The sequence below is a fragment of the Bdellovibrio sp. ZFWA1 genome, assembly GCF_056175665.1.
Genome location: NZ_JBJKJH010000001.1, coordinates 505,038 through 525,979, shown reverse-complemented (window position 1 = coordinate 525,979; position 20,942 = coordinate 505,038). Strand labels below are relative to the sequence as shown.

Annotated in this window: 18 protein-coding genes; 10 read left to right on the top strand and 8 right to left on the bottom strand. The window is 43.2% G+C overall.

The window, feature by feature from the left end; translation table 11 throughout:
* Positions 1-29 precede the first annotated feature (29 nt).
* From selD to AC04MN_RS02470, 7 genes are all read left to right on the top strand, one after another.
* Positions 30-1,091: a selenide, water dikinase SelD gene (gene selD, locus AC04MN_RS02500; protein WP_475381606.1), complete on the top strand. Its 1,062-nt coding sequence runs from the start codon at positions 30-32 to the stop codon at positions 1,089-1,091.
* Positions 1,088-2,251 (top strand): tRNA 2-selenouridine(34) synthase MnmH, encoded by a 1,164-nt coding sequence (gene mnmH, locus AC04MN_RS02495; RefSeq protein WP_475381605.1) that lies wholly within the window; start codon positions 1,088-1,090, stop codon positions 2,249-2,251. Before selD ends, mnmH begins: the two co-directional genes overlap by 4 nt.
* A gap of 129 nt (positions 2,252-2,380) precedes the next feature.
* A complete protein-coding gene (locus tag AC04MN_RS02490) occupies positions 2,381-4,165 on the top strand; it encodes a CHASE4 domain-containing protein (protein WP_475381604.1) in 1,785 nt (594 codons plus the stop codon).
* Positions 4,166-4,248: 83 nt separating this feature from the next.
* The gene (locus tag AC04MN_RS02485; protein WP_475381603.1) at positions 4,249-4,989 is read left to right on the top strand and encodes a cell division protein FtsQ/DivIB; all 741 of its coding nucleotides are present in this window, start codon (positions 4,249-4,251) and stop codon (positions 4,987-4,989) included.
* A 181-nt stretch (positions 4,990-5,170) separates the two neighbouring features.
* The gene (gene ftsA, locus AC04MN_RS02480) at positions 5,171-6,445 is read left to right on the top strand and encodes a cell division protein FtsA (protein ID WP_475381602.1); all 1,275 of its coding nucleotides are present in this window, start codon (positions 5,171-5,173) and stop codon (positions 6,443-6,445) included.
* A gap of 53 nt (positions 6,446-6,498) precedes the next feature.
* Entirely contained in the window at positions 6,499-8,190 is a 1,692-nt protein-coding gene (gene ftsZ, locus AC04MN_RS02475) for a cell division protein FtsZ (RefSeq protein ID WP_475381601.1), read from the top strand.
* A 2-nt stretch (positions 8,191-8,192) separates the two neighbouring features.
* Positions 8,193-8,942 (top strand): UDP-2,3-diacylglucosamine diphosphatase, encoded by a 750-nt coding sequence (locus AC04MN_RS02470; protein ID WP_475381600.1) that lies wholly within the window; start codon positions 8,193-8,195, stop codon positions 8,940-8,942.
* 19 nt (positions 8,943-8,961) lie between these two features.
* Here the strand turns inward: AC04MN_RS02470 and AC04MN_RS02465 are convergent, their stop codons facing one another.
* The gene (locus tag AC04MN_RS02465) at positions 8,962-9,681 is read right to left on the bottom strand and encodes a hypothetical protein (RefSeq protein ID WP_475381599.1); all 720 of its coding nucleotides are present in this window, start codon (positions 9,679-9,681) and stop codon (positions 8,962-8,964) included.
* A gap of 137 nt (positions 9,682-9,818) precedes the next feature.
* On the opposite strand from AC04MN_RS02465, the gene AC04MN_RS02460 reads away from it, so the two are divergent.
* Complete coding sequence (locus tag AC04MN_RS02460) at positions 9,819-10,367, top strand: NUDIX domain-containing protein (protein ID WP_475381598.1); 549 nt, start codon at positions 9,819-9,821, stop codon at positions 10,365-10,367.
* Positions 10,368-10,404: 37 nt separating this feature from the next.
* Here AC04MN_RS02460 and AC04MN_RS02455 read toward each other — a convergent pair whose 3' ends face one another.
* The 6 genes from AC04MN_RS02455 to AC04MN_RS02430 form a co-directional block, all read right to left on the bottom strand.
* Positions 10,405-11,673, bottom strand: coding sequence for an acetyl-CoA hydrolase/transferase family protein (locus AC04MN_RS02455; RefSeq protein WP_475381597.1), 1,269 nt, complete (start codon positions 11,671-11,673; stop codon positions 10,405-10,407).
* A gap of 110 nt (positions 11,674-11,783) precedes the next feature.
* The gene (locus AC04MN_RS02450) at positions 11,784-12,155 is read right to left on the bottom strand and encodes a hypothetical protein (protein WP_475381596.1); all 372 of its coding nucleotides are present in this window, start codon (positions 12,153-12,155) and stop codon (positions 11,784-11,786) included.
* Positions 12,156-12,165: 10 nt separating this feature from the next.
* Positions 12,166-13,860, bottom strand: coding sequence for a DNA repair protein RecN (recN, locus tag AC04MN_RS02445; protein ID WP_475381595.1), 1,695 nt, complete (start codon positions 13,858-13,860; stop codon positions 12,166-12,168).
* Between the two features lie 15 nt (positions 13,861-13,875).
* Positions 13,876-14,754 carry an NAD(+)/NADH kinase gene (locus tag AC04MN_RS02440; RefSeq protein WP_475381594.1) on the bottom strand — a complete coding sequence of 293 codons (879 nt, stop codon included), beginning with the start codon at positions 14,752-14,754 and terminating at the stop codon, positions 13,876-13,878.
* A gap of 21 nt (positions 14,755-14,775) precedes the next feature.
* Positions 14,776-16,818, bottom strand: a complete 2,043-nt coding sequence (locus AC04MN_RS02435; RefSeq protein ID WP_475381593.1) for a M3 family metallopeptidase — start codon at positions 16,816-16,818, stop codon at positions 14,776-14,778.
* Positions 16,819-17,037: 219 nt separating this feature from the next.
* On the bottom strand, positions 17,038-17,625 hold the full coding sequence (locus AC04MN_RS02430; RefSeq protein ID WP_475381592.1) for a hypothetical protein: 588 nt from the start codon (positions 17,623-17,625) through the stop codon (positions 17,038-17,040).
* Positions 17,626-17,826: 201 nt separating this feature from the next.
* Between AC04MN_RS02430 and AC04MN_RS02425 the strand changes: the two genes are divergently transcribed.
* Together AC04MN_RS02425 and AC04MN_RS02420 are read left to right on the top strand one after the other, a co-directional pair.
* A complete protein-coding gene (locus AC04MN_RS02425) occupies positions 17,827-18,357 on the top strand; it encodes a hypothetical protein (protein WP_475381591.1) in 531 nt (176 codons plus the stop codon).
* A gap of 14 nt (positions 18,358-18,371) precedes the next feature.
* Positions 18,372-19,109 carry a hypothetical protein gene (locus tag AC04MN_RS02420; RefSeq protein ID WP_475381590.1) on the top strand — a complete coding sequence of 246 codons (738 nt, stop codon included), beginning with the start codon at positions 18,372-18,374 and terminating at the stop codon, positions 19,107-19,109.
* Between the two features lie 3 nt (positions 19,110-19,112).
* On the opposite strand, the gene AC04MN_RS02415 is transcribed toward AC04MN_RS02420, so the two are convergent.
* A complete protein-coding gene (locus tag AC04MN_RS02415; protein ID WP_475381589.1) occupies positions 19,113-20,909 on the bottom strand; it encodes an AMP-dependent synthetase/ligase in 1,797 nt (598 codons plus the stop codon).
* Between the last annotated feature and the right edge of the window lie 33 nt (positions 20,910-20,942).

Sequence of the window (20,942 nt, the reverse complement as noted above, 5' to 3'; positions counted from 1 at the left end):
TTGTGCTGAGCTGAGCTTAGAGGTGTAGATTGAATAAAGAGATTAAGCTGACTCAGACTGTGCAAAAAGGTGGCTGTGCTGCAAAAGTAGCTGCCGCTGAGCTTAGAAAAATTCTAGATAAAGTAAAATTTCCATCTCCTCATCCTCAGTTGATGGTGGACGGTGGTCTCTTTGATGATGCCGCCATTTATCGGGTTCATGCAGACTTAGCCTTGGTGCAGACTCTCGATTTTTTTACTCCAATTGTAGATAGTCCTTATTTGTTTGGACAAATTGCAGCCACGAATGCATTAAGTGATGTTTATGCAATGGGGGGAGTTCCGAAAACAGCGATGGCAATACTGGGATTCCCATTGATGGTAATTTCTCCAGAAGTTGTGGTTGATGTGCTTCAAGGGGCGAGTGATAAAATTCAGGAAGCTAGGGCTAATTTTGTTGGTGGGCATTCAATTGATGATGACACATTGAAATTTGGACTTTCGGTCACAGGATTTGTGCACCCAGAAAAGATCTGGACCAATGCGAATGCAAAGGTGGGAGATTACTTAATTTTGACGAAGGCGCTTGGGACGGGAGCCGTAACCGCGGCTTTAAAGCGACAAGTTGTTGAAGAAAAGGAAATTTCCGAAGCACTTCAAAGTATGAGCCAGCTTAATAACGTCATTGATTTTTTGTCCGAAGATTCTTTAAAGGCCATTCATTCAGCCACAGATGTGACAGGTTTTGGTCTTTTAGGACATTCTTTGCAGATGGCTAAAGCGAGTGGTGTTGGTTTAAGTTTTCAGCCCTCTGGGCTTCCGGTTTTACCAAGAGCAATGGAGTTTTTAGAAAATGGATATCTAACGAAAGCACATCGTACGAATCGAGAGTATGTCAGTGAATTGGTTGATTTTGGAAATACCTCTTCTTTGCAGCAACTGCTGATGTTGGATCCACAAACAAGTGGTGGCTTACTGCTGGCGGTTTCTCCAGACCGCGTGGCATTGGTGCTGAAGGAAATCCAAAAAAGCTTTGCATCGGCTCGGGTCGTTGGGCGGGTATTATCTGGAGATTCTATAGGGATACGTTTTAATGAAAGTAATATTGATTGAAAAGTCTTAGAGTCGATCAAGTCCTAAACATTCTTGTTTCTGGAACACCTTTATTGGACGTGAGGGCTCCCGTTGAATTTTTGGCGGGTTCGATACCCGGGGCTGTGAATCTGCCCATACTTGATGATGAAGAGAGGCGCATCATCGGAACGACTTACAAAAACCAAGGCGCCGATGCGGCGGTCGCTTTAGGTTACCAACTGGTTTCCGGAGAAAATAAATCTGTAAAAATTAAGCAGTGGTTAGATTTTTTAAATAAATATCCTGATGCTATTTTGTACTGCTTTCGTGGAGGGCAGCGATCACAGATTACGCAGTCCTGGCTTTCACAAGAAGGTTATAACATTCCAATAATTGAGGGGGGATATAAAGCCGTTCGTCAGGCGCTAATTAAGGTTTACGAGGATAGTGAACGATATCGCCAACGTCTGGTGACGGTAGTGGGGCCGACGGGAGTTGGCAAAACGGATTTTCTAAATGTGGTCAGTCCCTTTATATCAACGATAGATCTAGAAGGAATTGCCAAGCATCGAGGCTCCGCCTTTGGTTCTGTAGAGGCTCACGAACAGCCGACTCAGATCAATTTCGAGAACGCCCTTTCTTTGGCAATATTAAGAATTTTTGCGTCGGAAAACTGGTCAAATGGATCCTCGATTTTGATTGAAGATGAAAGCAGATTAATTGGTAGGCGGGCCTTACCCGAGCCGTTGATGCAGGCGATAAAGGAAGCTCCGGTAATTTGGCTTGAAGAGCCATTGTTGTTAAGAGTAGAGAATATTTTTAGAGATTATATCATCAATACTTCAATCGGTTCTTGGCAGCGCGCTCAGAGCTTGGGTGATAATAGTGGGGATTCTCTAAATCAATTATCACAACAGGCGCAGAATAGGCTTTTGGGATATCGACAATCGCTTGTTTCCATTCAAAGAAGGCTTGGGGGCTTGTTGTTTTCTGAAATCATGAACGATCTAGATGAGGCCATTCAGTTGACTTTTTCAAGCTGTGAGTTGGATCTTCACAAGCGCTGGATTGAAAAACTTTTGGTCAAATACTATGATCCAATGTATCTCTCTTCTTTAGAGAGACGGTCTCTAGATGTTGTGTTTAAAGGGAGCTTTGAACAAGCGAGATCGTGGATTGAGAAGTCGAAAAGAGCATGATCCTATTTTGATCCATCGTGGGTTAGCCCCAATCTGGGGCGAGATTGTTGCCTCACATTACAGGTATAGAAGAACTTGGAAATAAGTTCTATTCTGTTTCTACAAAGTGCGCCTTTGTAGGGATTTGTTATGAAGTTGACCGCAAAGATTTTATTAAGTGTTTTGCTGGGAAACCTTGTTGGATTGGTTTTTCTATATCAGTTTCACTTTTATTTGATGGCAAAATTAGAGGGCGTTGTTCAGCTTGAGGCTGCGGTTCAGACGAATCAATCCTTTCAGGCTGGTATTGAACTTTTGAAGAATGGCCTTCAGTCAAAAATTGTTGATTGGGCAAATTGGGATGATGCCTATCAAGCCGTGCAAAGCCCCGAAAAGCAGGTGGGGTTTTTTAAATCAAATTTCCAAACCGAGTCTATGGTAAATGCGGGTGTCCAGCACTTGGCAATTTGGGGTGGTGATCGGCAAATGATTTATGGACAACATCTTGTAAAAAATGGCCAAATAAATTCAGAAAGTATCGATAAAGAGATAACTCAGTATGTAGAAAAATGGTTTGCAGCAGATTTTCCACAAAGTCGAGTTGTTTTGATAAAGACTAGAAGTGGTATTGCCCTAATTCAGATTTGTGCTGTTCGAAATGTTAAAGGCGATTCTAAGCCCTTAGGGGCTATATTAATGGGCTACGACTTTAATGTAAAAAACTTAGAATTTCTTTCTTCGACTCTAGGGCGTAAAATATCCTTCCAGGAGGCCCCTTACCTTTTAGGATCCGAAAATATTTTATATAAAGCAATTTGGAAAGACCAGCGCTCAATTTTGAGCGTGCAGAAGACTTTATTTAATAATGATGGTCAAAAAATTGGGTATTTTGTAGCTTCCGATGATTTGCGGGGCCAAGAATACATCACTCTTATTAAGAAATATTTCTGGTGGGGTGCTTTTTTTGTTATGGCACTTTCTACTGGATTGATCGTGGCTTCAATATTTCAATTTGTTATTAAGCCTCTTAAGTCCGTTCGGAAACAGATTTATAAACTTTATGATGGTGACCAGAAATCTACAATAGAGGTCAGTTCGGCTGATGAAATTAATGAGTTGATAAAGCAATTAAATATCTCTAAGCGTGAGCACTTAGAGGATCAGGAGCACCTTAAGAAAATTCAAGATAGGTTGGTGCTTTCCAACTCGCGATTGGCGACGACTGAGGTGTCGCAAAGTCTAGCAAAAGAGTTGAATATGCCATTAGCGACGGCAAAAGTGACGGCCGAGGTTTTGGTTCAAAAGTTTCGTAGGTCAAAAGATTTTGATGTCGACATGTTAAGCGAAATTTTGAAGCTCGATCTTCTAGTTAAAAAAATTTCGAAATCTGTAGAGTATATGATATCTGAAGATGGAGGTGTTGCAGAGGCTGCTCGTCTTGATGTTGAAGTCGATGAAATTGTTTATGAGTTGGAACAAATCACGATTGAGCGTTTAAGCCGAAAGAACATCAAGTTGGTCAGGCGCCGAATTGATCGAGGGGCTGTGCGAGCTCCTAAAAAAATGTTAATTCAGTCTTTATTGGGGCTTATTTGGAATTCAGAAGAGGCGATCTCTGACGATGGCGTGGGTGATCTTGGTGGGGATAAGGAAAAATGGATTCAATTCGATGTTCGCGCGATGGGGCAGTTTGTACATTTTAGAGTTACAGATAGTGGAAGTGGTATTTCAGAGGAATTGCAGCGACAAATGATGGAGCCGTTCTTTTCAACGAAAGAACATGGATCGCATTCGGGATTGGGATTGGCGGAGATTCGAAAGTTTGCAAGGCAGCTTGGTGGGGATCTTTTTTATGAGTTAGAGATGGGGCATACTTCTTTTGTTTTGGTTCTGCCGTTGCAAAATAAAATGGATGTGTCTCGAGCTGCCCTTTAGTCTTGTTTGAGGGCTGGACTTTTATCTTCTTCGATTCAGAGCTATGATAAAAGAGCTCGTCAGTTATCTATCCGGAGGCGAAGTTGAAGAAGTTGATCATTCGTTTGTTTGTTGCATTTGTCGTTATTCCAGCTTCGGTTTTTGGCGTGCTTTTTCATCTAAATAAAAATGGTTTTTTCAATCTTCAAAATTCTCAGTTAAAAATGGATGTCATTCCATCGGGGCAAGAGGCTTACTTTCTTCCTTTACAAGCGCAATTAGAAAACTCTTTGCAGGTGTTCAAAGGAAGATCTTTATGGAAGCTTTCCTTGCGTGATGTGAAGAAATTCATTCAAAAAAACGACTGGGTTGAGTCTGTTCAGATTAAAAAAAGTTGGCCTCACTCTTTAGAGATTTACGTTAAACCGGTTGACGTTCAGTTTGTTGCAAAGAGCGAAGCAGGGCAGGTCGTTCCGGTTTCAAGCCGGGGCAAGGTGCTGAAGCCTGTGTCAGTGACTCAAGCGCCGGATGCGATTTTGATAAAAGAAGATCTATTAAAAAAGACCGATGATCGCTTAAAGATGTTAAAAATGATTCAAGAGGTCCCTGAAAAAGGCGCCTTTAGTCGTCAGGCGATTTCTGAAGCCCGCCTTGAAAAAGATGGCTTTTGGGTCACTTTAATGCGAAGTGGAATTGATGTAAAATTAGGCAATGAGCAGATCGCACTGAAGTCGGCTCGAGTGTCTAAAGTTGTGGAATATCTTGATTCTCGCCAAATGGATGCTCGCGTCATAGATGCAGATCTATCAAAGAAAGTTCTTGTCAGGTTGCAGCAGGCTCCCTAAGCTTTAAACAGGACGTCTAGTCCAGAGACCAAGGTCAAGAATGCTTATGTTTTGTGCATAAGTCATGGAGGACCTTAATTTCATGGACTTCAAAGATATCGAAATGATTTTGATATCTGCGGATAAGCAGCATGTAATGCAGCCTGTTTATACAGCTTGAAGTTCTTAAAGGGACTTAGGGATGAGTACATTAAAAGCAAAAGCACCTTTAGTGGCCGGCTTAGACATTGGTTCAACCAAAGTCTCTTTTGTCATTGGGACGGTCACTCCTGAGGGTAAAATCGAAATTGCCGGTGTGGGAACAGCTCCTAACACGGGCATTCGTCATGGTGTTGTCGTTAATATTGAAGCGACTACAGATTCGATTCGTAAAGCCAAAGAAGAAGCCGAGTTGATGTCTGGATACTCTGTACAAGAGGTTTGGGTTTCGGTTGCTGGCAACCACATTACATCCTTTGATTCTAAGGGGATGGTTGCTATCAAAAATAAAGAAGTGACTCATTCAGAAATTGACCGAGTTATTGAGGCCGCAAAAGCGGTGGCAGTACCAGCAGACCGTCAAGTTCTTCATGTTATTCCACGTGATTTTAAAGTCGATGGGCAAGATGGAATTTCAGATCCCATCGGGATGTCAGGAATTCGTCTTGAGGCCAACGTGCATATCGTGACCGGAAGCCAGACAGCTTTAAACAACTCTGTAAAATGTGTCGAGAAGGCTCAGCTTAGAATCGCTGGCTTGGTCTTAGGCCAATTAGCTTCTGCATATGCTGTCCTTTCCGAAGATGAAAAACATCTTGGAGTTGCCGTTGTTGATATGGGTGGCGGTACTTGCAATGCGATTTACTTTGTAAACGGAAGCATGGCGCACTCTTCAGTCATTCCTGTTGGTGGACAGCACTTCACTCATGATGTCGCTGTGGGGCTTCGAACTCCGCAAGTTTCTGCAGAGATACTAAAGAAAAAATATGGCTGTGCGATGGCGACGTTGGTGAATGAAAACGAAACTATCGAAGTCGAAGGAGTTGGTGGACGAAAAGCCCGCGTGATTCCTCGTCGTGAGTTGGCCGAAGTTCTTGAGGCGCGTGCTGAAGAAACTTTAAATTTGATTGCGAATGATATCCGTATGAGCGGGATGATGGCTCTTATGGGAAGTGGGTTGGTGCTTACTGGCGGTGCCAGTCAGTTGGATTCACTTATTGAAATGGGTGAGTTTATTTTTGACCTTCCAGTTCGTAGAGGCCTACCAACGCAAGTGGGTGGCTTAACGGATGTTGTAAAGGGTGGCGAATTCGCAACTGCAGTGGGTTTGATCTTGTACGGCTTTGCTCAAAGAAAAGAAGCCTACATTCAAGCAGCACATCAGCGTGCAAATCAACAGGGTGGCGATGTCAACCTGAGCGAGTCTTTAGATGGCGTCGCTAAAAAAGTAAAAGATTTTTTTGGACAGATTTTTTAGAAATTTTATCGCGGGACGGGTGGGCATGAGGCCTGCCTTTAAAAGGGGGATAAATGTTTGAGTTGGAAGAAAACATTAATATCGGCGCAAATATCAAAGTAGTCGGCGTCGGTGGCGGCGGAAGTAATGCCGTTTCAACAATGATCGAAGCTGGCATGGGCGGCGTTGAGTTTGTTGTTGCTAATACTGATATTCAAGCGTTGAACGCAAATAAAGCATCTACCAAGATTCAATTGGGTCTTGATTTAACTCGTGGACTTGGTGCGGGTGCAAACCCAGATGTAGGTCGTCGAGCTGCGATCGAGTCTTATAATGAAATCGTTGAGAAGCTAGAAGGTGCAGACATGGTTTTCGTTACTGCCGGTATGGGTGGCGGAACGGGAACTGGTGGAGCGCCAATCGTAGCTAAAATTGCTCGTGAGTTGGGTGCTCTTACTATCGGTGTTGTGACTAAGCCGTTTATCTTTGAAGGTAAACGTCGCATGAAGCATGCTGATGGTGGTCTGAATGATCTAAAAGAAAACGTAGATACTTTGATCGTGATTCCTAATCAAAAGCTGCTTTCAGTTGCTGGCGATAAAACTCCACTTTTGGAAACCTTCAAAAAAGCTGACGAAGTTCTTCTTCAAGCAGTAAAAGGTATCTCGGATCTTATTAACATTCGTGGTTTGATCAACTTAGACTTTGCCGACATTCGCACCGTTATGGCGAATAAAGGTATCGCTATCATGGGCACAGGCTCTGCAAAAGGTGAAAACCGCGCAGTCGAAGCAGCAACCGCTGCGATTTCTTCTCCGCTATTGGAAAACATCAAAATCGAAGGCGCCACTGGCATTATCATCAATGTTACGGGTGGTTCTGATCTATCGTTGCATGAAGTGAATGAAGCTTCGATGTTGATCACTGATGCAGCTCACGAAGATGCTGAAATCATCTTTGGTGCGGTTATTGATGACAGCATGGGCGATGAAATCCGTGTTACAGTTATTGCGACGGGATTTGAAGCTCATGATCGCAAATTGACTCAAGATACTTTAAATCAGATCAATCAGCTTCAAAGCTTTTTGAATCCAAATCCTCCAACAATGAACTTCCAGAATCAGAATATGATGCCTGCGAATAATTCGTTTCAAGGGGCTCCTCAGTATCAGCAGCCGATGAATAATCAAATGTTCAATACGCAGATGCCGCAAGCGCCTGCTTATCCGAACACGACGATGCCTCAGGCTCCAGCTTATCCGCAAATGCCACAAATGCCTCAGATGCCGTTGCCTCCAATCAGCGCAGTCCAATCTCAAGTTGCAAGTTTTACGACTCAGCAGCCAGAAATGTCAGCTCCTGTTAACACGGTGGCTTCTATGCCGAACATGATGGTACCGCCAGTTCAAGAGGTGACAACTATGACTCCTCCGGTGGAAGCGGTTCCTGCTCCGGTGGCTCAACAAGCTGCTCAATCAATTGCGGCTGAAGCACAGCTACATACTGAGGCGGAACCGATTGCTCCAGTTCAAGAGGCAGTAAGTCCGCGCGATATGCTTTTGGCAAAATACAAGGCATTTAAAGAAAGCCAAGACTTAAAGGCTCGTCACAATAACCCAGAGCAACTGACAATGAATATGGATCAAAATTCATTAGAGGAAGCTCGCAAAATGGCTCGTGAAGTTTTATCTTCTCCATTTGCTAACCAGAATCTTGAAGTTCCTGCATTCATCCGCAAGAAACAAGGTTTTGATTTAAATAGCTAATTGTGAAAGCTTGGTTTCTATCTGACATTCACTTGAAATCAGCAAAGGGGCGCAACGGAGAAATCTTGTTGCGCTTCTTGCATTTTCTCGAGTCCCAAGAGCCCTCGGAAAACGCGTTATTTTTGCTAGGTGATATTTTCGATCTATGGGTTGGTGGGCATCAATTTTTTGTGAAGAAGTATTCCGAGATCGTGCAGTCTCTGGGGCGATTGCGTGAAAAGGGAGTTCAGATCGTATTCGTCGAGGGAAATCACGATCTTCATGTTGATTCTTATTTTTCAAAAAAATTAAAGATTCCGGTGTTTGTCGAAGCTCAGTATTTTCAAATAAATGGACTGACCGTCCGAGTAGAACACGGTGATTTGATAAATCTGGATGATAAGGCCTATTTGCGCTACCGCTCGGTGGTTCGCCATCCCTTAGTGCGTCCGTTGGCGAATTTTATTCCGGGTTCTATTTGGGGTAAAGTTGGCAATAAGGCTAGTGAAAAAAGCCGCAAAGTGAGTTCTAAATATCATCAACAAAATCAACAGCATTTAGTCGATATGATTCGAAGCCATGCTCATCGAACTTTAAAGAACGAGCGGCCTTTTGATATTTTAGTCTCCGGCCACATGCATGTTTTTGATGAGTATCAATTCTCTGAATCCGGTCGCCAGGCTATCTCATATAACTTGGGCTCCTGGTTGGAGCCCGAAGTGCGAGTTTTGTGTTTAGAAGGGCAATCTGCCCGCTGGGAAACTTTAAAGTAGAAATCTTAAGAGGCCTTGGCTAAAAGCCAAATGTCCAAGCGATAGCTCCGACAATACCTGACATCGTCGTTTTAACATCTGAATTTGAAGCCTCTAGTTCGCTTGAATTGTTACACTGTGAAAAACCATTTCCGGTAGTGCAACTTCCAGACGAGACGACACTACGCTCGATAGGAAGGTAGCGTGTATTGCCTTCAATCGTGATGCAACTTGCTTCAAATACGCAAAAATCGACACCAATACCTGCGGTGGCTCCGAAGGCTCCGCCTTGGAATTTAAAGTTATCAGTGGTGTTTTTCCAAGATCCGCTCAGGTTTCCGTAGCCAACTCCACCTTGCATGAAAAACTTAATATAGGAATTTTCAAGTGGGGTGAGTCTCATCATTGGAAAAAGCGTATAGCCCGTAAGTTCATATTTGCCTGAGCTCTGCATAAAGTAGCTGGGTCTAAAAACAAACGAAATCATGCTGTTGTCGAAGCGATAGATGTAACTACCAAATACTTCGTAAGCACTTCCGAAATTCTTATTGTTCGTTGATTGAGCAGTATTGGCATCGTCGATAGCTTGGTTTAGGTCCGTTTGATCTGCTGTGGTTAAACCAAAGCCAACGTTGAGCTGGATGTCTCCACTAAGGCCTTTACGGCCGCCTCTTCGTTGTGCTTCTGATTGATCGGCAATGAAAGTCAGGGCTAGAACCAGAGTAAGACTTAAAAAGCCAAAAGCCTTTTGCATCGTCATAAAAATCCTCCTGATTTATACTCAACTACTAGACTGATTCAAGTTGAACTCCGTCGCAACTGAAGGATAATTAATTTAGACCAAAGCCCTTTAAATCGTAGGTCGGGCTTTGAATGTCTCATATTGAGAAGGATGCAATGACAAATATAAAACCCTCATCTTTGGTAGAAAAAACGGTCTCGTCGGAACAGATATTTCAAGGGTATTTTTTGAAAATACAAAAAGATGAAGTTCTGACTCCTGATGGAAAAACATCATTCAGAGAGTACATTAAGCATCCGGGGGCTTCGCTTGTAGTGCCAGTTTTGGATGATGGCAATGTTGTGATTCTTCGGCAGTATCGTCATGCTTGCAAACAAATCTTTTGGGAGTTTCCAGCAGGAAAGATCGATAAAGGTGAAGAGCCTGTGACAACTGCGCATCGTGAGCTTCAAGAAGAAACCGGCTATAAAGCCGAAAAAATGCGTTATCTTACCTCTATTCATCCAGTCATTGGTTATGCCGATGAAATAATTCACATTTATCGGGCCGAAGCTTTGACCTATGTTGGTGAAAATCTGGATGAAGGCGAGCACGTCGAAGTATACATGAAAAGTGTTCCTGAACTTATGACAATGGTTCGTCGAGGCGAAATTACAGATGTAAAAACTCAAATCGCACTTTTTTGGCTCGAGCGATCCTGGTAGTTGTTTGGGGGTAAGTTGGATCGCAAAGAATGAACAGCTATTTCTTTTTATGAATTAAGTGCCATTGTCTTTCTAAGTTTTCTCTATCCTCGGGGTGAGCAATTTGAATTAAGGCTTTGGCTCTTTCGGATAAGGTTTTTCCAAATAGATACGCAACGCCGTACTCCGTAACAACGTAGTGAACGTGATAGCGTGTTGTCACAACGCCAGCGCCTTCTTTCAGCATTGGCACAATTCTAGACATTCCTTTTTTTGCTCGAGCCGTTAATGCAATGATGGGTTTTCCACCTTCGCTGAGGGCTGCGCCTCGAATGAAATCCACTTGGCCACCAACGCCCGAAATTATATTTGGTCCGATCGAGTCAGCACACACCTGTCCTGTCAGATCAATTTCTACGGCCGAGTTAATTGCCGTCACTCTTTTATTTCTGGCGATGACGCTTGGATTGTTAACATAGCTGACGTCGAGCTGAATAATGCTGGGATTGTCGTTAATAAAATCGAAGACCTTCTGACTACCTGTAATAAAAGCGGAAACAGTTTTTCCGGGATGAATTCGTTTTTTTGCGTTATTGATAATTCCTTTTTCAAGCAGTGGCAAAGCGCCGTCAGACCACATTTCGGTATGAATACCTAAATTTTTATGATTACCCAAAGCAGCTAGAACCGCATCTGGAATGGCTCCAATTCCCATTTGTAAAGTCGCGCCATCTTCCACAATTTCTGAAACATTTTTTCCAATAGCAATTTCTTCGGGATTTAAGTCTTTAGGAAGGCTCTCGTGTAAGGGTGCATTGACTTGAACCTTGAAGTGAATCTTTGAATCATGAATGATGCCGTCACCATGGACTCTGGGCATCTGGGGATTAACTTGTGCGATGACAATCTTAGCTGTTTCAACGGCGGCCCGGGCCACGTCGATGCTGGTTCCCAGCGAGCAATAGCCGTGCTTATCGGGAGGGGAGACATGGATTAAGGCGACGTCGAGGGGTTTGATTCCTTTACGAAATAAACTGGGAATTTCAGACAGAAAGCAGGGAATATAGTCGTTTTGTTCGAAGTCAATGTAGGGACGCATGTTGGCCCCGACAAATAGATTCGACGTAAAAAAGCTATTTTTATATTTAGGGTGGGCGTAGATCGGATCTCCGTGAGTGTGAAGATGCATGATTTCAACGTTATTTAATCGATCCGCGTGGGCTATGAGTGCGTTAATTAAAACGTCAGGAGTTGCCGCTCCACCATGAATGAAAACTTTATGATTACTTTTAACTGCCTTCAAGGCTTCGAATGCATCTACGAACATTGGGGACCTCATCTGTTATCTAATTATTGATAAGATAGGGTCCCTTGAAAATCCATGACGATCATCATGTTATGATTTTTTATCTTCAATAGCTTGGTTGGCTAGAGTAATTACTTAGGATTGATCAGCACTTCCAGGCGTGCGTTGTCGGAATAGCCTTCTGAATCCGTCACTCGAATATCACAGTGGCGAAGCCCGTTAATTCGGGGATTCATTTGAACATTAAACTGACAGATGGAGCGGGGAGGGAGCGGGAGTTGGCAAGAAGCTTTATCAACATCAAAAATTGGAAAGCATCCAAAATCATCTATGCGAATATTGACGGTACGAGGGCCGATGTTCATGAATCGTAAAGTTTCAATGGCAGCCAGGCTATTTACTGTTGTATCTGGAAAGCGAACGTAATTTCGCTCTAAGCGTACTGCAGCCTGAAGTTCAATTGATATCAATAAAGCAAAAACCAAAAGTCCAAAACGAAACATAAAAACCTTTTTAAATTGTTTGGCTTAAAAGCTCTTCAGCGTGAGCCAAAGATGTCTTCGTGATTTTTTCGCCAGATAGTAAGCGAGCGATTTCTTGAATGCGCTCTGTTTTCTTAAGTTCTTTGATCTCCATAGCGACTGAATCTTTCTTCGGAGACTTTTGAATGAAGAAATGAACATCCCCACAGGCAGCCACCTGAGGAAGGTGAGTCACGCAAATCACCTGTTGTCCAAGAGCGATCGCTTTTAGCTTTTTACCAACCTTCTCTGCGGTTTCACCGGAAACACCAGTGTCAACTTCATCAAAAAGGTATGTCCGTGGTTGGGCACCAGATCCAACCACTCGCTTAAGAGATAAAAGAATGCGCGAAAGTTCCCCGCCCGATGCAAACTTTGCTAATGGACGTTTGACGTCTTTAGACGAGGTTTGGCTTAAAAACTCAACCTCACTAGTACCGGTACTGGTAAAGAGCTTGGTTTCGTCGACTTGAATGTGGAAGGTCACACCTTTCATATTTAAGTCAGCAAGCTCTTTATTTACGCTATCAGCAAGCAGCTGAGCTCCTGAGCTGCGGCGTTTGTGAATATCGGCGCCTAGGGTTTTAAGTTCTTTTTCGATGATAGCGATTTCTTTCTTTAGATCTGCAATTTTGGTGTCAGAATTTTGAAGATTTCCAATTTCAATCTCCATCGAAAGAAGCGCATTTAAAATATCATCAATGCTTGAGCCATACTTCTTTTGAAGTTTTCTTAAGTCACTCAATCTGGATTCAATTTGTTCAAGTCTTTCAGGGTCTGCATCAATTTTCGAAATATACTGGCGCAGGTCATAAACCGTATCGTCGATCAAAGTCTTTGCTTGCTCAAGGGCGTCGATTTTTGATGCCAAGACTGGATCAATACTTGCTATTTCATGTGCTTTTTTAATGACGGCATTTATTCGGTTAATTGCTGAATCATTGTCACCGTAAAGGGCCTCTTCGGCCATATCCACAAATCCACTCAGGCGAGCCGCATTTTTTTGTTTCTTTACTTCAATTTCAAGATTGTGATCCTCACCAGGTGAAAGATCTAGCTTTGCAATTTCGTCGCGCTGATAAACAAGAAAATCCAAGCGCTGCGCTTTTTGTTGGGCATTTGATTCGAGTTTTTTTATTTCTTCTGAAATTTCAGAAAGTCGTTTAAAGGACTTTTCAAATTGTAGGCGCTTGTCCCAGGTTCCAGCATATTGATCTAAAACATCAAGATGGTAGGCTTTTGACATCAAGTTTTTGTTTTCATGCTGCCCGGTCATTTCAATAAGTGGAGCCGAGTGTCCAGCAACTTCAATCAATGGGGCAACAATGTCTTGTAGAGTCTTAAGTGTATTAAGGCTGCCGTTCATGTAGACTCTGGATTTATCTCCTTGAGAGATCACACGACGAACAATGAGAAGATCTTCTTCGATTTCGATACCCATAGATTGCAAGTGTTCTTTGACATCTGGGCGAGAGTTTAAGTCGAACGAGCCTTCGACGGTGGCTTGTTCCGAACCTGTGCGAATACTGTCGGATGAGGCCTTGGCTCCCATCATCAGGGCCAGGCTCTTTAAAAGAACGGATTTGCCGGCGCCAGTTTCGCCGCTGAGGATGTTAAGTCCTTTGCCGAATTGGATATGCAAATTTTCAATGATTGCGAAGTTGGTCACTTTCAACTCAATAAGCATAAAGACTCCCTGTTCTTAACGATCGCCGAAGCGAAGTTTTTCGCGTAAAAGATGAAAAAAATTGTGATTCGGGGCACGAACGACCCAGTGATCAAACTGTGATCGACTCACTACGATTTCGTCTTCAGTCGTGAGCTCGGCCATTTTTTGACCATCAACAATAAGGTGGGCTTTTAAATCTTCGCCCGTAATTTTAAATTCGATTTCTCGGTCTTCAGGGAGAATCAGTGGCCGCGAAGTAAGGCTGTGCGGTGCCACTGGTGTTAGTACGAAGGCTTTCACTTCAGGATGAAGCACCGGGCCTCCTGCGGCCAGGTTGTAGGCTGTCGATCCCGAAGGACTGGATATGATCAAACCATCCGCACGAACATCTTTCACCAGCATTTTTTCGACATAGATTGAAGTATTGATGAGCTGCGAGTGAGAGCCTCGTTCTATAACAACATCGTTAAGAGCGTGAAACTCATCGCGCATCTTTCCTTTACGATAAACTTGCGTGCGGATCATCGAGCGCGCACAAGTCGTCATTTTTCCCTTTAATGTTTCTTCGACAATTTTGAAGGTTTCTTCTGCATGATGGGCCGTTAAGAAACCAAGATTGCCCATATTAAATCCAAGGATAGGAACTTGTTTTTCCCCTAGAAGGCGAACTGCGCGAAGATAGGTTCCATCGCCTCCCAGAACAATCACCAGGCCCATCTTTGCCAACTGCTGTTGGGTCTTGATGGGTTGAGTGCCTGTGAGAGTTTTCTGCTCGGGAGCCGTGAACACTTTATAGCCTCTTTCTGAAAGCCAGGCGGCAAGCTCAATGCCTAATGCGACCGCTTGCGAGGTTCGCAAGCGGTAGACAATAGCGATATTTTTGCTGGCAAGAGAAAGCTTCTTTTTCTTCATGCTGTCGAATCCTTCTAAAAATTAAATCAATCCATCGCGGCGTAGAAGAGCTTTTGGATCTGGTTCGCGTCCACGGAAGCGTTTGTAAAGATCCATTGGGTGCTCTGTGCCGCCCTTAGAAAGGATATTCTCTTTAAAGCTTTTTGCAACTTCTTGGTTGAAGATTCCTTTTTCCATGAAGAACTCGAAGGCATCTGCATCTAAAACTTCGGCCCACTTGTAAGAATAATATCCTGCCGAATATCCGCCTGCAAAAATATGGCTGAATGCGACCGAGGTATTTGTGCCAGGGACTTTCGGGAATAGACGGACTCCGGCTGTCGCTTTTTCTTCGAACGCGTCGACATCATTAATGGTCGACGGGTCTGTCGAGTGCCATGCCATATCTAAGATTCCGAATTGAAGCTGTCGGCAGCTCATCCAACCTGCTTGGAATTTTTGAGATGCTTTCAATTTTTTAATAAGATCCATCGGCATTTGTTCGCCAGTTTCATAGTGTTTAGCAAATAGGGCTAGGCCAGCTTCTTCGCCTGTCCAGTTTTCGAAAATTTGAGAAGGTAATTCTACGAAATCCCAGAAAACACTAGGGCCACTGACTGATTGGTAGGTTACGTCTGATAATATGCCGTGCAAGGCATGACCAAACTCATGGAATAAAGTGCGGACTTCATCATAAGTTAACAGAGAAGGTTTAGTCGGTGTTGGTTTCGTGAAGTTGCAGACGATACTTACATGAGGACGTACAATTTTTCCTTCAAAAAGACCTTGGCCGCGGAACTGAGTCATCCAAGCGCCACCTTTTTTGGTTTCACGAGGGAAAAAGTCTGTGTAGAAAAGGCCCATGTATCTTCCAGAAGAGTCCTCGTAGATTTCATAAGCTTTGACTTCGGGATGATAGACCGGAATGTTTTTATTTTCTTTGAATGTTAAGCCATACAATTTTTTTGCGTGAGCAAAAACACCATCGACGACATTCTCAAGTTTGAAGTAAGGTCTAAGATCTTCTTCATTGAAAGAATATTTTTGTTCTTTTAGCTTTTCGGAAAAATAAGCAAAGTCCCAGGGTTGAATATCTGTCAGGTTCTCTGTTTGCTTTGCAAAGTCGATCACTTCTTGAAGATCTTTTTTTCCAGCAGAAAATGACGCCGTCTCAATGGTTTTCAAAAACGACATTACGGTTTCTGGTGTTTGCGCCATTCGTTCTTCAAGGACGAAGTTCGCATGAGTTTTATAGCCAAGGATGTTGGCGCGTTGATGGCGAAGTTGAATAATTTTTTTGATGACCTCTTGGTTATCGTATTGATCATTAAAGGCTTTTGAGGCGTAAGCGCGCCACATTTTTTCACGAAGGGTGCGGTTTTTCGCATAAGTCATCAACGGCAAGTAAGAAGGGAAGGTCAAGTTGAACATCCACTTTCCTTCGTGCCCCTTTGTTGTGGCCAAGTGAGCAGATGCTTCTAACGCTCCTTCTGGAAGTCCTTCAAGATCGGACTTATTGTCGATGATCATTTCGAAAGCGTTGGTAGCTTTTAAAACATTTTCGGAAAATTTTGGTCCCAGGACTGAAAGCTCTTGGTCAATTTTGCGAACTTCTTCTTTTTTCTCTGCAGAAAGAAGTGCGCCATTGCGGACGAAGCTTTTATAATGCTTTTCAAGAACCGTTTTTTGTTCGGTAGTTAGGTTCAAGCTTTTTTGATTTTCGTAGACCTCTTTGACTCGTTGGAAGATGACAGGGTCTAAAGAGATATCAGAACTGAAGGCTGTTAATTTTGGATAGATCTCTGTCGCTAAAGCTTGAAGTTTTTCGTCAGCATGAGCCACTTCCATGTTTCCGTAGACGCCTGCAACGATTTTCATCAAGTCGTCTGCGCTTTCTAAAGCAGCGATAGTGTTTTCAAAAGTCGCGGGTGCCGTGTTAGTTTTTAAGGCTTCGATGTTCTTGCGTGCTACGCGAATCGACTCTTCAACAGCTGGAAGGTAGTGTTCAACTTGGATTTTGTCGAATGGAACCGCTTGGTCAAAAAGCGAGTTTGGGCTCAAAAAAGGATTGGCAGTCGTGGTCATAATTCCCCCGGTTTTAAAGTTCAAAACCTTCCTACCACACCCCCCAAAAGGGGTCAGGTATTGTTTTCTAACCGGGGTGCATTATATGTCCGATTTTCGAATGGATTGAGGGGGCGTTAGCCCCCCTCTTATTTGCGGCTCAATAAGTTCGAAATCCGCCGCTGATTCCGAACTATAAAATTAACGCGATATGGTTAGAAAAAAACACCTGACCCCTTTTTAGAGGGGGGTGGTGCAGATTCCGATTGGGGAGCCGGAAACTGTAGGAACGCAGCGATTTGTGCCGCCGCAAGAGTTTGCCTGATTGACGAAACATGATTGAGTCAAAGTCGTCATGTTGCACGAGGCCGCATAGTCGCCCCCCTGCATATTAGATACTTGAGGGATATTAACGTTGTTGTTTGTATAAACAGGTGCTGTGTAAGCATAGGTATACGGGTATCCGTAGTAAGACCAAGTGTTATAAACAACAGTGAACGACTGGAACGGGGCCAGATAGTTAGAAGCAAGACATCCCAATCCCCAAGATGGATTGTAGGTCGGAGAATATCCCGATGGACAGCTACAGAAATACCCGTTCGAAGAGATTCCATTATAGTAGTACTGAGGATAAGCCATCCAGCCATACATATAATACGAATTGTAATTCTGTTGAGGGCAATAGGTCGTTCCGTTCAAGCAACGGGGATCCAGCGGAGTCGTCGCCTGAGTTGTCACAGTGTTTGAATTATTACCCGAGTTGGTCCCAGGGCAAGCCGTAAGAGCCAAGGACATCAAGGTCATCAGTCCTAGAAGAGTTTTTTTCATAACAAAACCTCCACGCGAGTGAATAAATAGAGTTCGTTCCAAAATGTTACAAACTTTGTGCCGAGAGTATAAAATGCTCAAATTCTCTATATTTCTTTTGAGGAGGTTGGGAGACGTCAAAGTTTTTGACAGAGGCCCTTTAGAGTCGTTTAATTTTAAAGTCGAATCGAGTTTAAATCGTAATCATTAAGGAGGATGTTTATGGTAGCAACAAACGAAAAAGTAAAATTTCGCATTCTATTTTCGAAGGCAATCTTTGTTTTGTTTGCTTTAGTCGCTCTTCCCTATCAAGGCCAGGCTGCGGTACCGAACCGTCCATTGCAAGGCAAGGGTGTACAGGTCGGAGGCTTAGCCGGAACTGGGTTTACGCTGTTGAATGTTTCTAAAAATATTTTGGGCTCTACCGAAAGAATTATTTTTGATATTGGTGAGTATAATGGTCAGGATCACAAAGGTTGGCCCGCTTATTATCATGTCGAGCTTAAGGATCAACCTAGCAAGCAGGTCGTTATCGACCTGGCTCAAACTCCGAACTCGCGCGTGGATGAAAGTGTTTTAAAAAAGGTATTTAAGAATTCCAAATATATCGGCCGTTCGCAAATTGTATCCGACCCCACCGAACCCAATATGACTGTTATCTTGGATCTGAAGAAGTCCGCCGAGGTAAAGGTCTATCAAGTAGAAGGTAAAAAAACGACAAGTAAAATTGTTATTGATGTTATTTCCAAATAGAAGGAGTTCGTTCAATGAAGCAATTCGCGTTTGGGATTGGTCTATTTTTAGCGAGCTTCGCAGCCCAGGCGCGAGTCTTTGATCTTACCAGCGAAAAACTGGCGAGTTATTTAGTATTTAATTTAGGCAATAGCACAGTTGGCAAGTCTTTATACGAGAACGAAGCGAATACTTCTTATACATATTCCAAGAGTGTGAAATACAACACGGGAGCCGATTTTGGTTTGCTATATGCAACCTCTCTTTTGAATTATCGTTTTGGTTTTGAAATTTTGAAGCCAGATTTAATTAAAAGTGAAACTGCAATGAACGGAGCGACCGAGGTCTACAAGTTGAACTCTGAAGTTTTGATATATGCCCCAAAAGCAGGGGTCGAGATCAACCTCAGAAAAAGTAATCGTGACCGTTCTTTTTTGTTTGGGGCTGTCGGGACAGCCTCTTTGTCGGCCAAGAATGCGTACTCGGCATCTACAATTGCGCCAGTTGGAGCACACGATGTTGAGATGACGGGGAGTGGGCAGTTGCTTAACTATGGTTTAGGGCAAGAAGGGACCCTGACTGATACCACAACTTATCTTTTTGAGTTTGGCTACCGCAGTTTGAAGTTTGATAAGCTAAAATATAAATCTGCCGTGACGACCTTTTCTGGAGCCAAAGTAGCTGGCGAGACCGTATTATCGGGTTCCTCAAATCGATCTCTGGATTTATCGGGCTACTATATCGCAATCGGCTTTCGCATTTATATGTATTAACGACTATTCGTAAAGACTTTCGATTTCTTTGATGTACTTGGCATCAAGGACCTTGCGTTTCAGTTTCAAAGAAGGTGTGAGGTCTCCGTCTTCGATTGTAAATTCGACAGGTAAAATCTTAAATTTTTTAATCGACTCAAAGCTGGCAAGCTCTGCGTTTGCTTCAGCAATGACTTTTCTAACTAGGTCTTCGATCTGTGGCAGCGAGCAGAGCTCTTTCCAATCAGTGAAGCTGATGTTGTGGGTTTGCGCCCATTCTTTTAGAAATGCTGGTTCCAGAGTCAGCAAAGCCACGATGTATTTCTTTTGATCGCCATGGATCAAAGCCTGTGCGATAATTGGGTGTAATTTTAATAGCCCCTCGAGACGTTGAGGTGCCACATATTTTCCACCAGCCGTTTTAATAAGATCTTTCTTTCGATCAGTAATCTTAAGGTCTCCGCCTGGAAGTATAATTCCAATGTCACCAGTATGAAACCAGCCATCGGTGAAAACCTCTTTGGTCGCACCTGGATTCTTATAGTACTGATGCATGACTTTATGGCTTTTGACTAAGATTTCCCCGTCGTCGGCAATTTTAATTTGAACTTCGCCAATGGGCCGTCCAACACTGCCAAAACGATAATTGAAGGGCGTGTTGACGGTGATAGCTGCTGTGGTTTCCGTTAGACCGTAGCCCTCTAATATTAGAACATCGGCTGCATGAAAAAATTGAGAGATCTCTCGTGCTAAGGGGGCGCCGCCACTTATGGCAAAACGAAGGCGGCCACCAAAAGCTTGGGTGACTTTTTGTAAAACCAACTTCCGTGCAAGTTCGTATTCGGCCAGAAGTGGTAATGGTATAATTTGTCGAGTTAGACGTAAGTCACTCACTTTGTATCCAACGTTGACCGCCCAATCAAAAAGGCGTTTTTTGATTTGATTCGAATGTACCGAGGCTAAAATTGCAGAGTGTATTTTTTCAAAGATTCTTGGGACTGACATTAGAAAAGTAGGTCGAATCTCTAGAAGATTTTCTTTTACTTTTTCTATAGATTCGGCGAAAGCCATAGTATGTCCGATATAGACATGGCCCCAGTGTTCGATGCGACCAAGAACATGGGCTAATGGAAGGAAGCAAAGACTGGTGTCGGCTGCAGTGGCTCCACAAAGTGGAAAGGCTTCTGACACTTCCGAAATCACCTGAAGGTGATTTAAGACAACCCCCTTGGGCTTACCAGTTGTTCCCGACGTGTATAGCAGAGTTGCCATATCGTCAGAGCGTAAAGTTCCAAGTTGATCTAAAATATGCTTTTCAGATTTTTTTTGATGCCGTCCTTTATCAATCAAGCTTGCCCAGTGCAGGTCGCGGGGATGATCACGCATTTCATCAAAATAAAAAACATGCTTCACGTGTGGGCATTTATCTGCCACTTGCTTCCACAATTTTTCTTCGTTTTTGCTTCCAATAAAAAGTACTTTTGCTTCCGAGTCATTTAATATGTACAGAATGTCGTCAGGGGTGCTGTTTGGATAGATTGGAACAGTAACAGCTCCATTGGAAAAGATCGCAAGATCGCTGACAGTCCATTCGTAACGAGTCGCCGATAGGATTGCGATGCGCTCGCCTTTTTTAATATTCAATTGGTGAATACCACATGCTACTGCCAAGATATCAGAATAGTATTCAGGCCAAGACTTTTGCACCCATTGCTGATTTTTTTTAAACTGTATGGCGACAGGGTTGTGTCTGCGAGTGGGCATTTCAAGAATGCTTTGGGCAATAGTTTTCTTAAGTATTTCGTCCGAAAAGTTAGTCATGAAGTCATCCAGTGTTGCAACAGTCAGAGTTAG

Bases quoted from the DNA above. Each gene is read 5' to 3' on its own strand.
- AC04MN_RS02465 (WP_475381599.1), bottom strand. From the start codon at position 9,681: ATGACGATGCAAAAGGCTTTTGGCTTTTTAAGTCTTACTCTGGTTCTA.
- AC04MN_RS02460 (WP_475381598.1), top strand. From the start codon at position 9,819: ATGACAAATATAAAACCCTCATCTTTGGTAGAAAAAACGGTCTCGTCG.
- recN (WP_475381595.1), bottom strand. From the start codon at position 13,860: ATGCTTATTGAGTTGAAAGTGACCAACTTCGCAATCATTGAAAATTTG.
- AC04MN_RS02440 (WP_475381594.1), bottom strand. From the start codon at position 14,754: ATGAAGAAAAAGAAGCTTTCTCTTGCCAGCAAAAATATCGCTATTGTC.
- AC04MN_RS02425 (WP_475381591.1), top strand. From the start codon at position 17,827: ATGGTAGCAACAAACGAAAAAGTAAAATTTCGCATTCTATTTTCGAAG.
- AC04MN_RS02490 (WP_475381604.1), top strand. From the start codon at position 2,381: ATGAAGTTGACCGCAAAGATTTTATTAAGTGTTTTGCTGGGAAACCTT.
- AC04MN_RS02435 (WP_475381593.1), bottom strand. From the start codon at position 16,818: ATGACCACGACTGCCAATCCTTTTTTGAGCCCAAACTCGCTTTTTGAC.
- AC04MN_RS02455 (WP_475381597.1), bottom strand. From the start codon at position 11,673: ATGTTCGTAGATGCATTCGAAGCCTTGAAGGCAGTTAAAAGTAATCAT.
- ftsZ (WP_475381601.1), top strand. From the start codon at position 6,499: ATGTTTGAGTTGGAAGAAAACATTAATATCGGCGCAAATATCAAAGTA.
- AC04MN_RS02450 (WP_475381596.1), bottom strand. From the start codon at position 12,155: ATGTTTCGTTTTGGACTTTTGGTTTTTGCTTTATTGATATCAATTGAA.
- ftsA (WP_475381602.1), top strand. From the start codon at position 5,171: ATGAGTACATTAAAAGCAAAAGCACCTTTAGTGGCCGGCTTAGACATT.
- AC04MN_RS02420 (WP_475381590.1), top strand. From the start codon at position 18,372: ATGAAGCAATTCGCGTTTGGGATTGGTCTATTTTTAGCGAGCTTCGCA.
- AC04MN_RS02430 (WP_475381592.1), bottom strand. From the start codon at position 17,625: ATGAAAAAAACTCTTCTAGGACTGATGACCTTGATGTCCTTGGCTCTT.
- AC04MN_RS02415 (WP_475381589.1), bottom strand. From the start codon at position 20,909: ATGACTAACTTTTCGGACGAAATACTTAAGAAAACTATTGCCCAAAGC.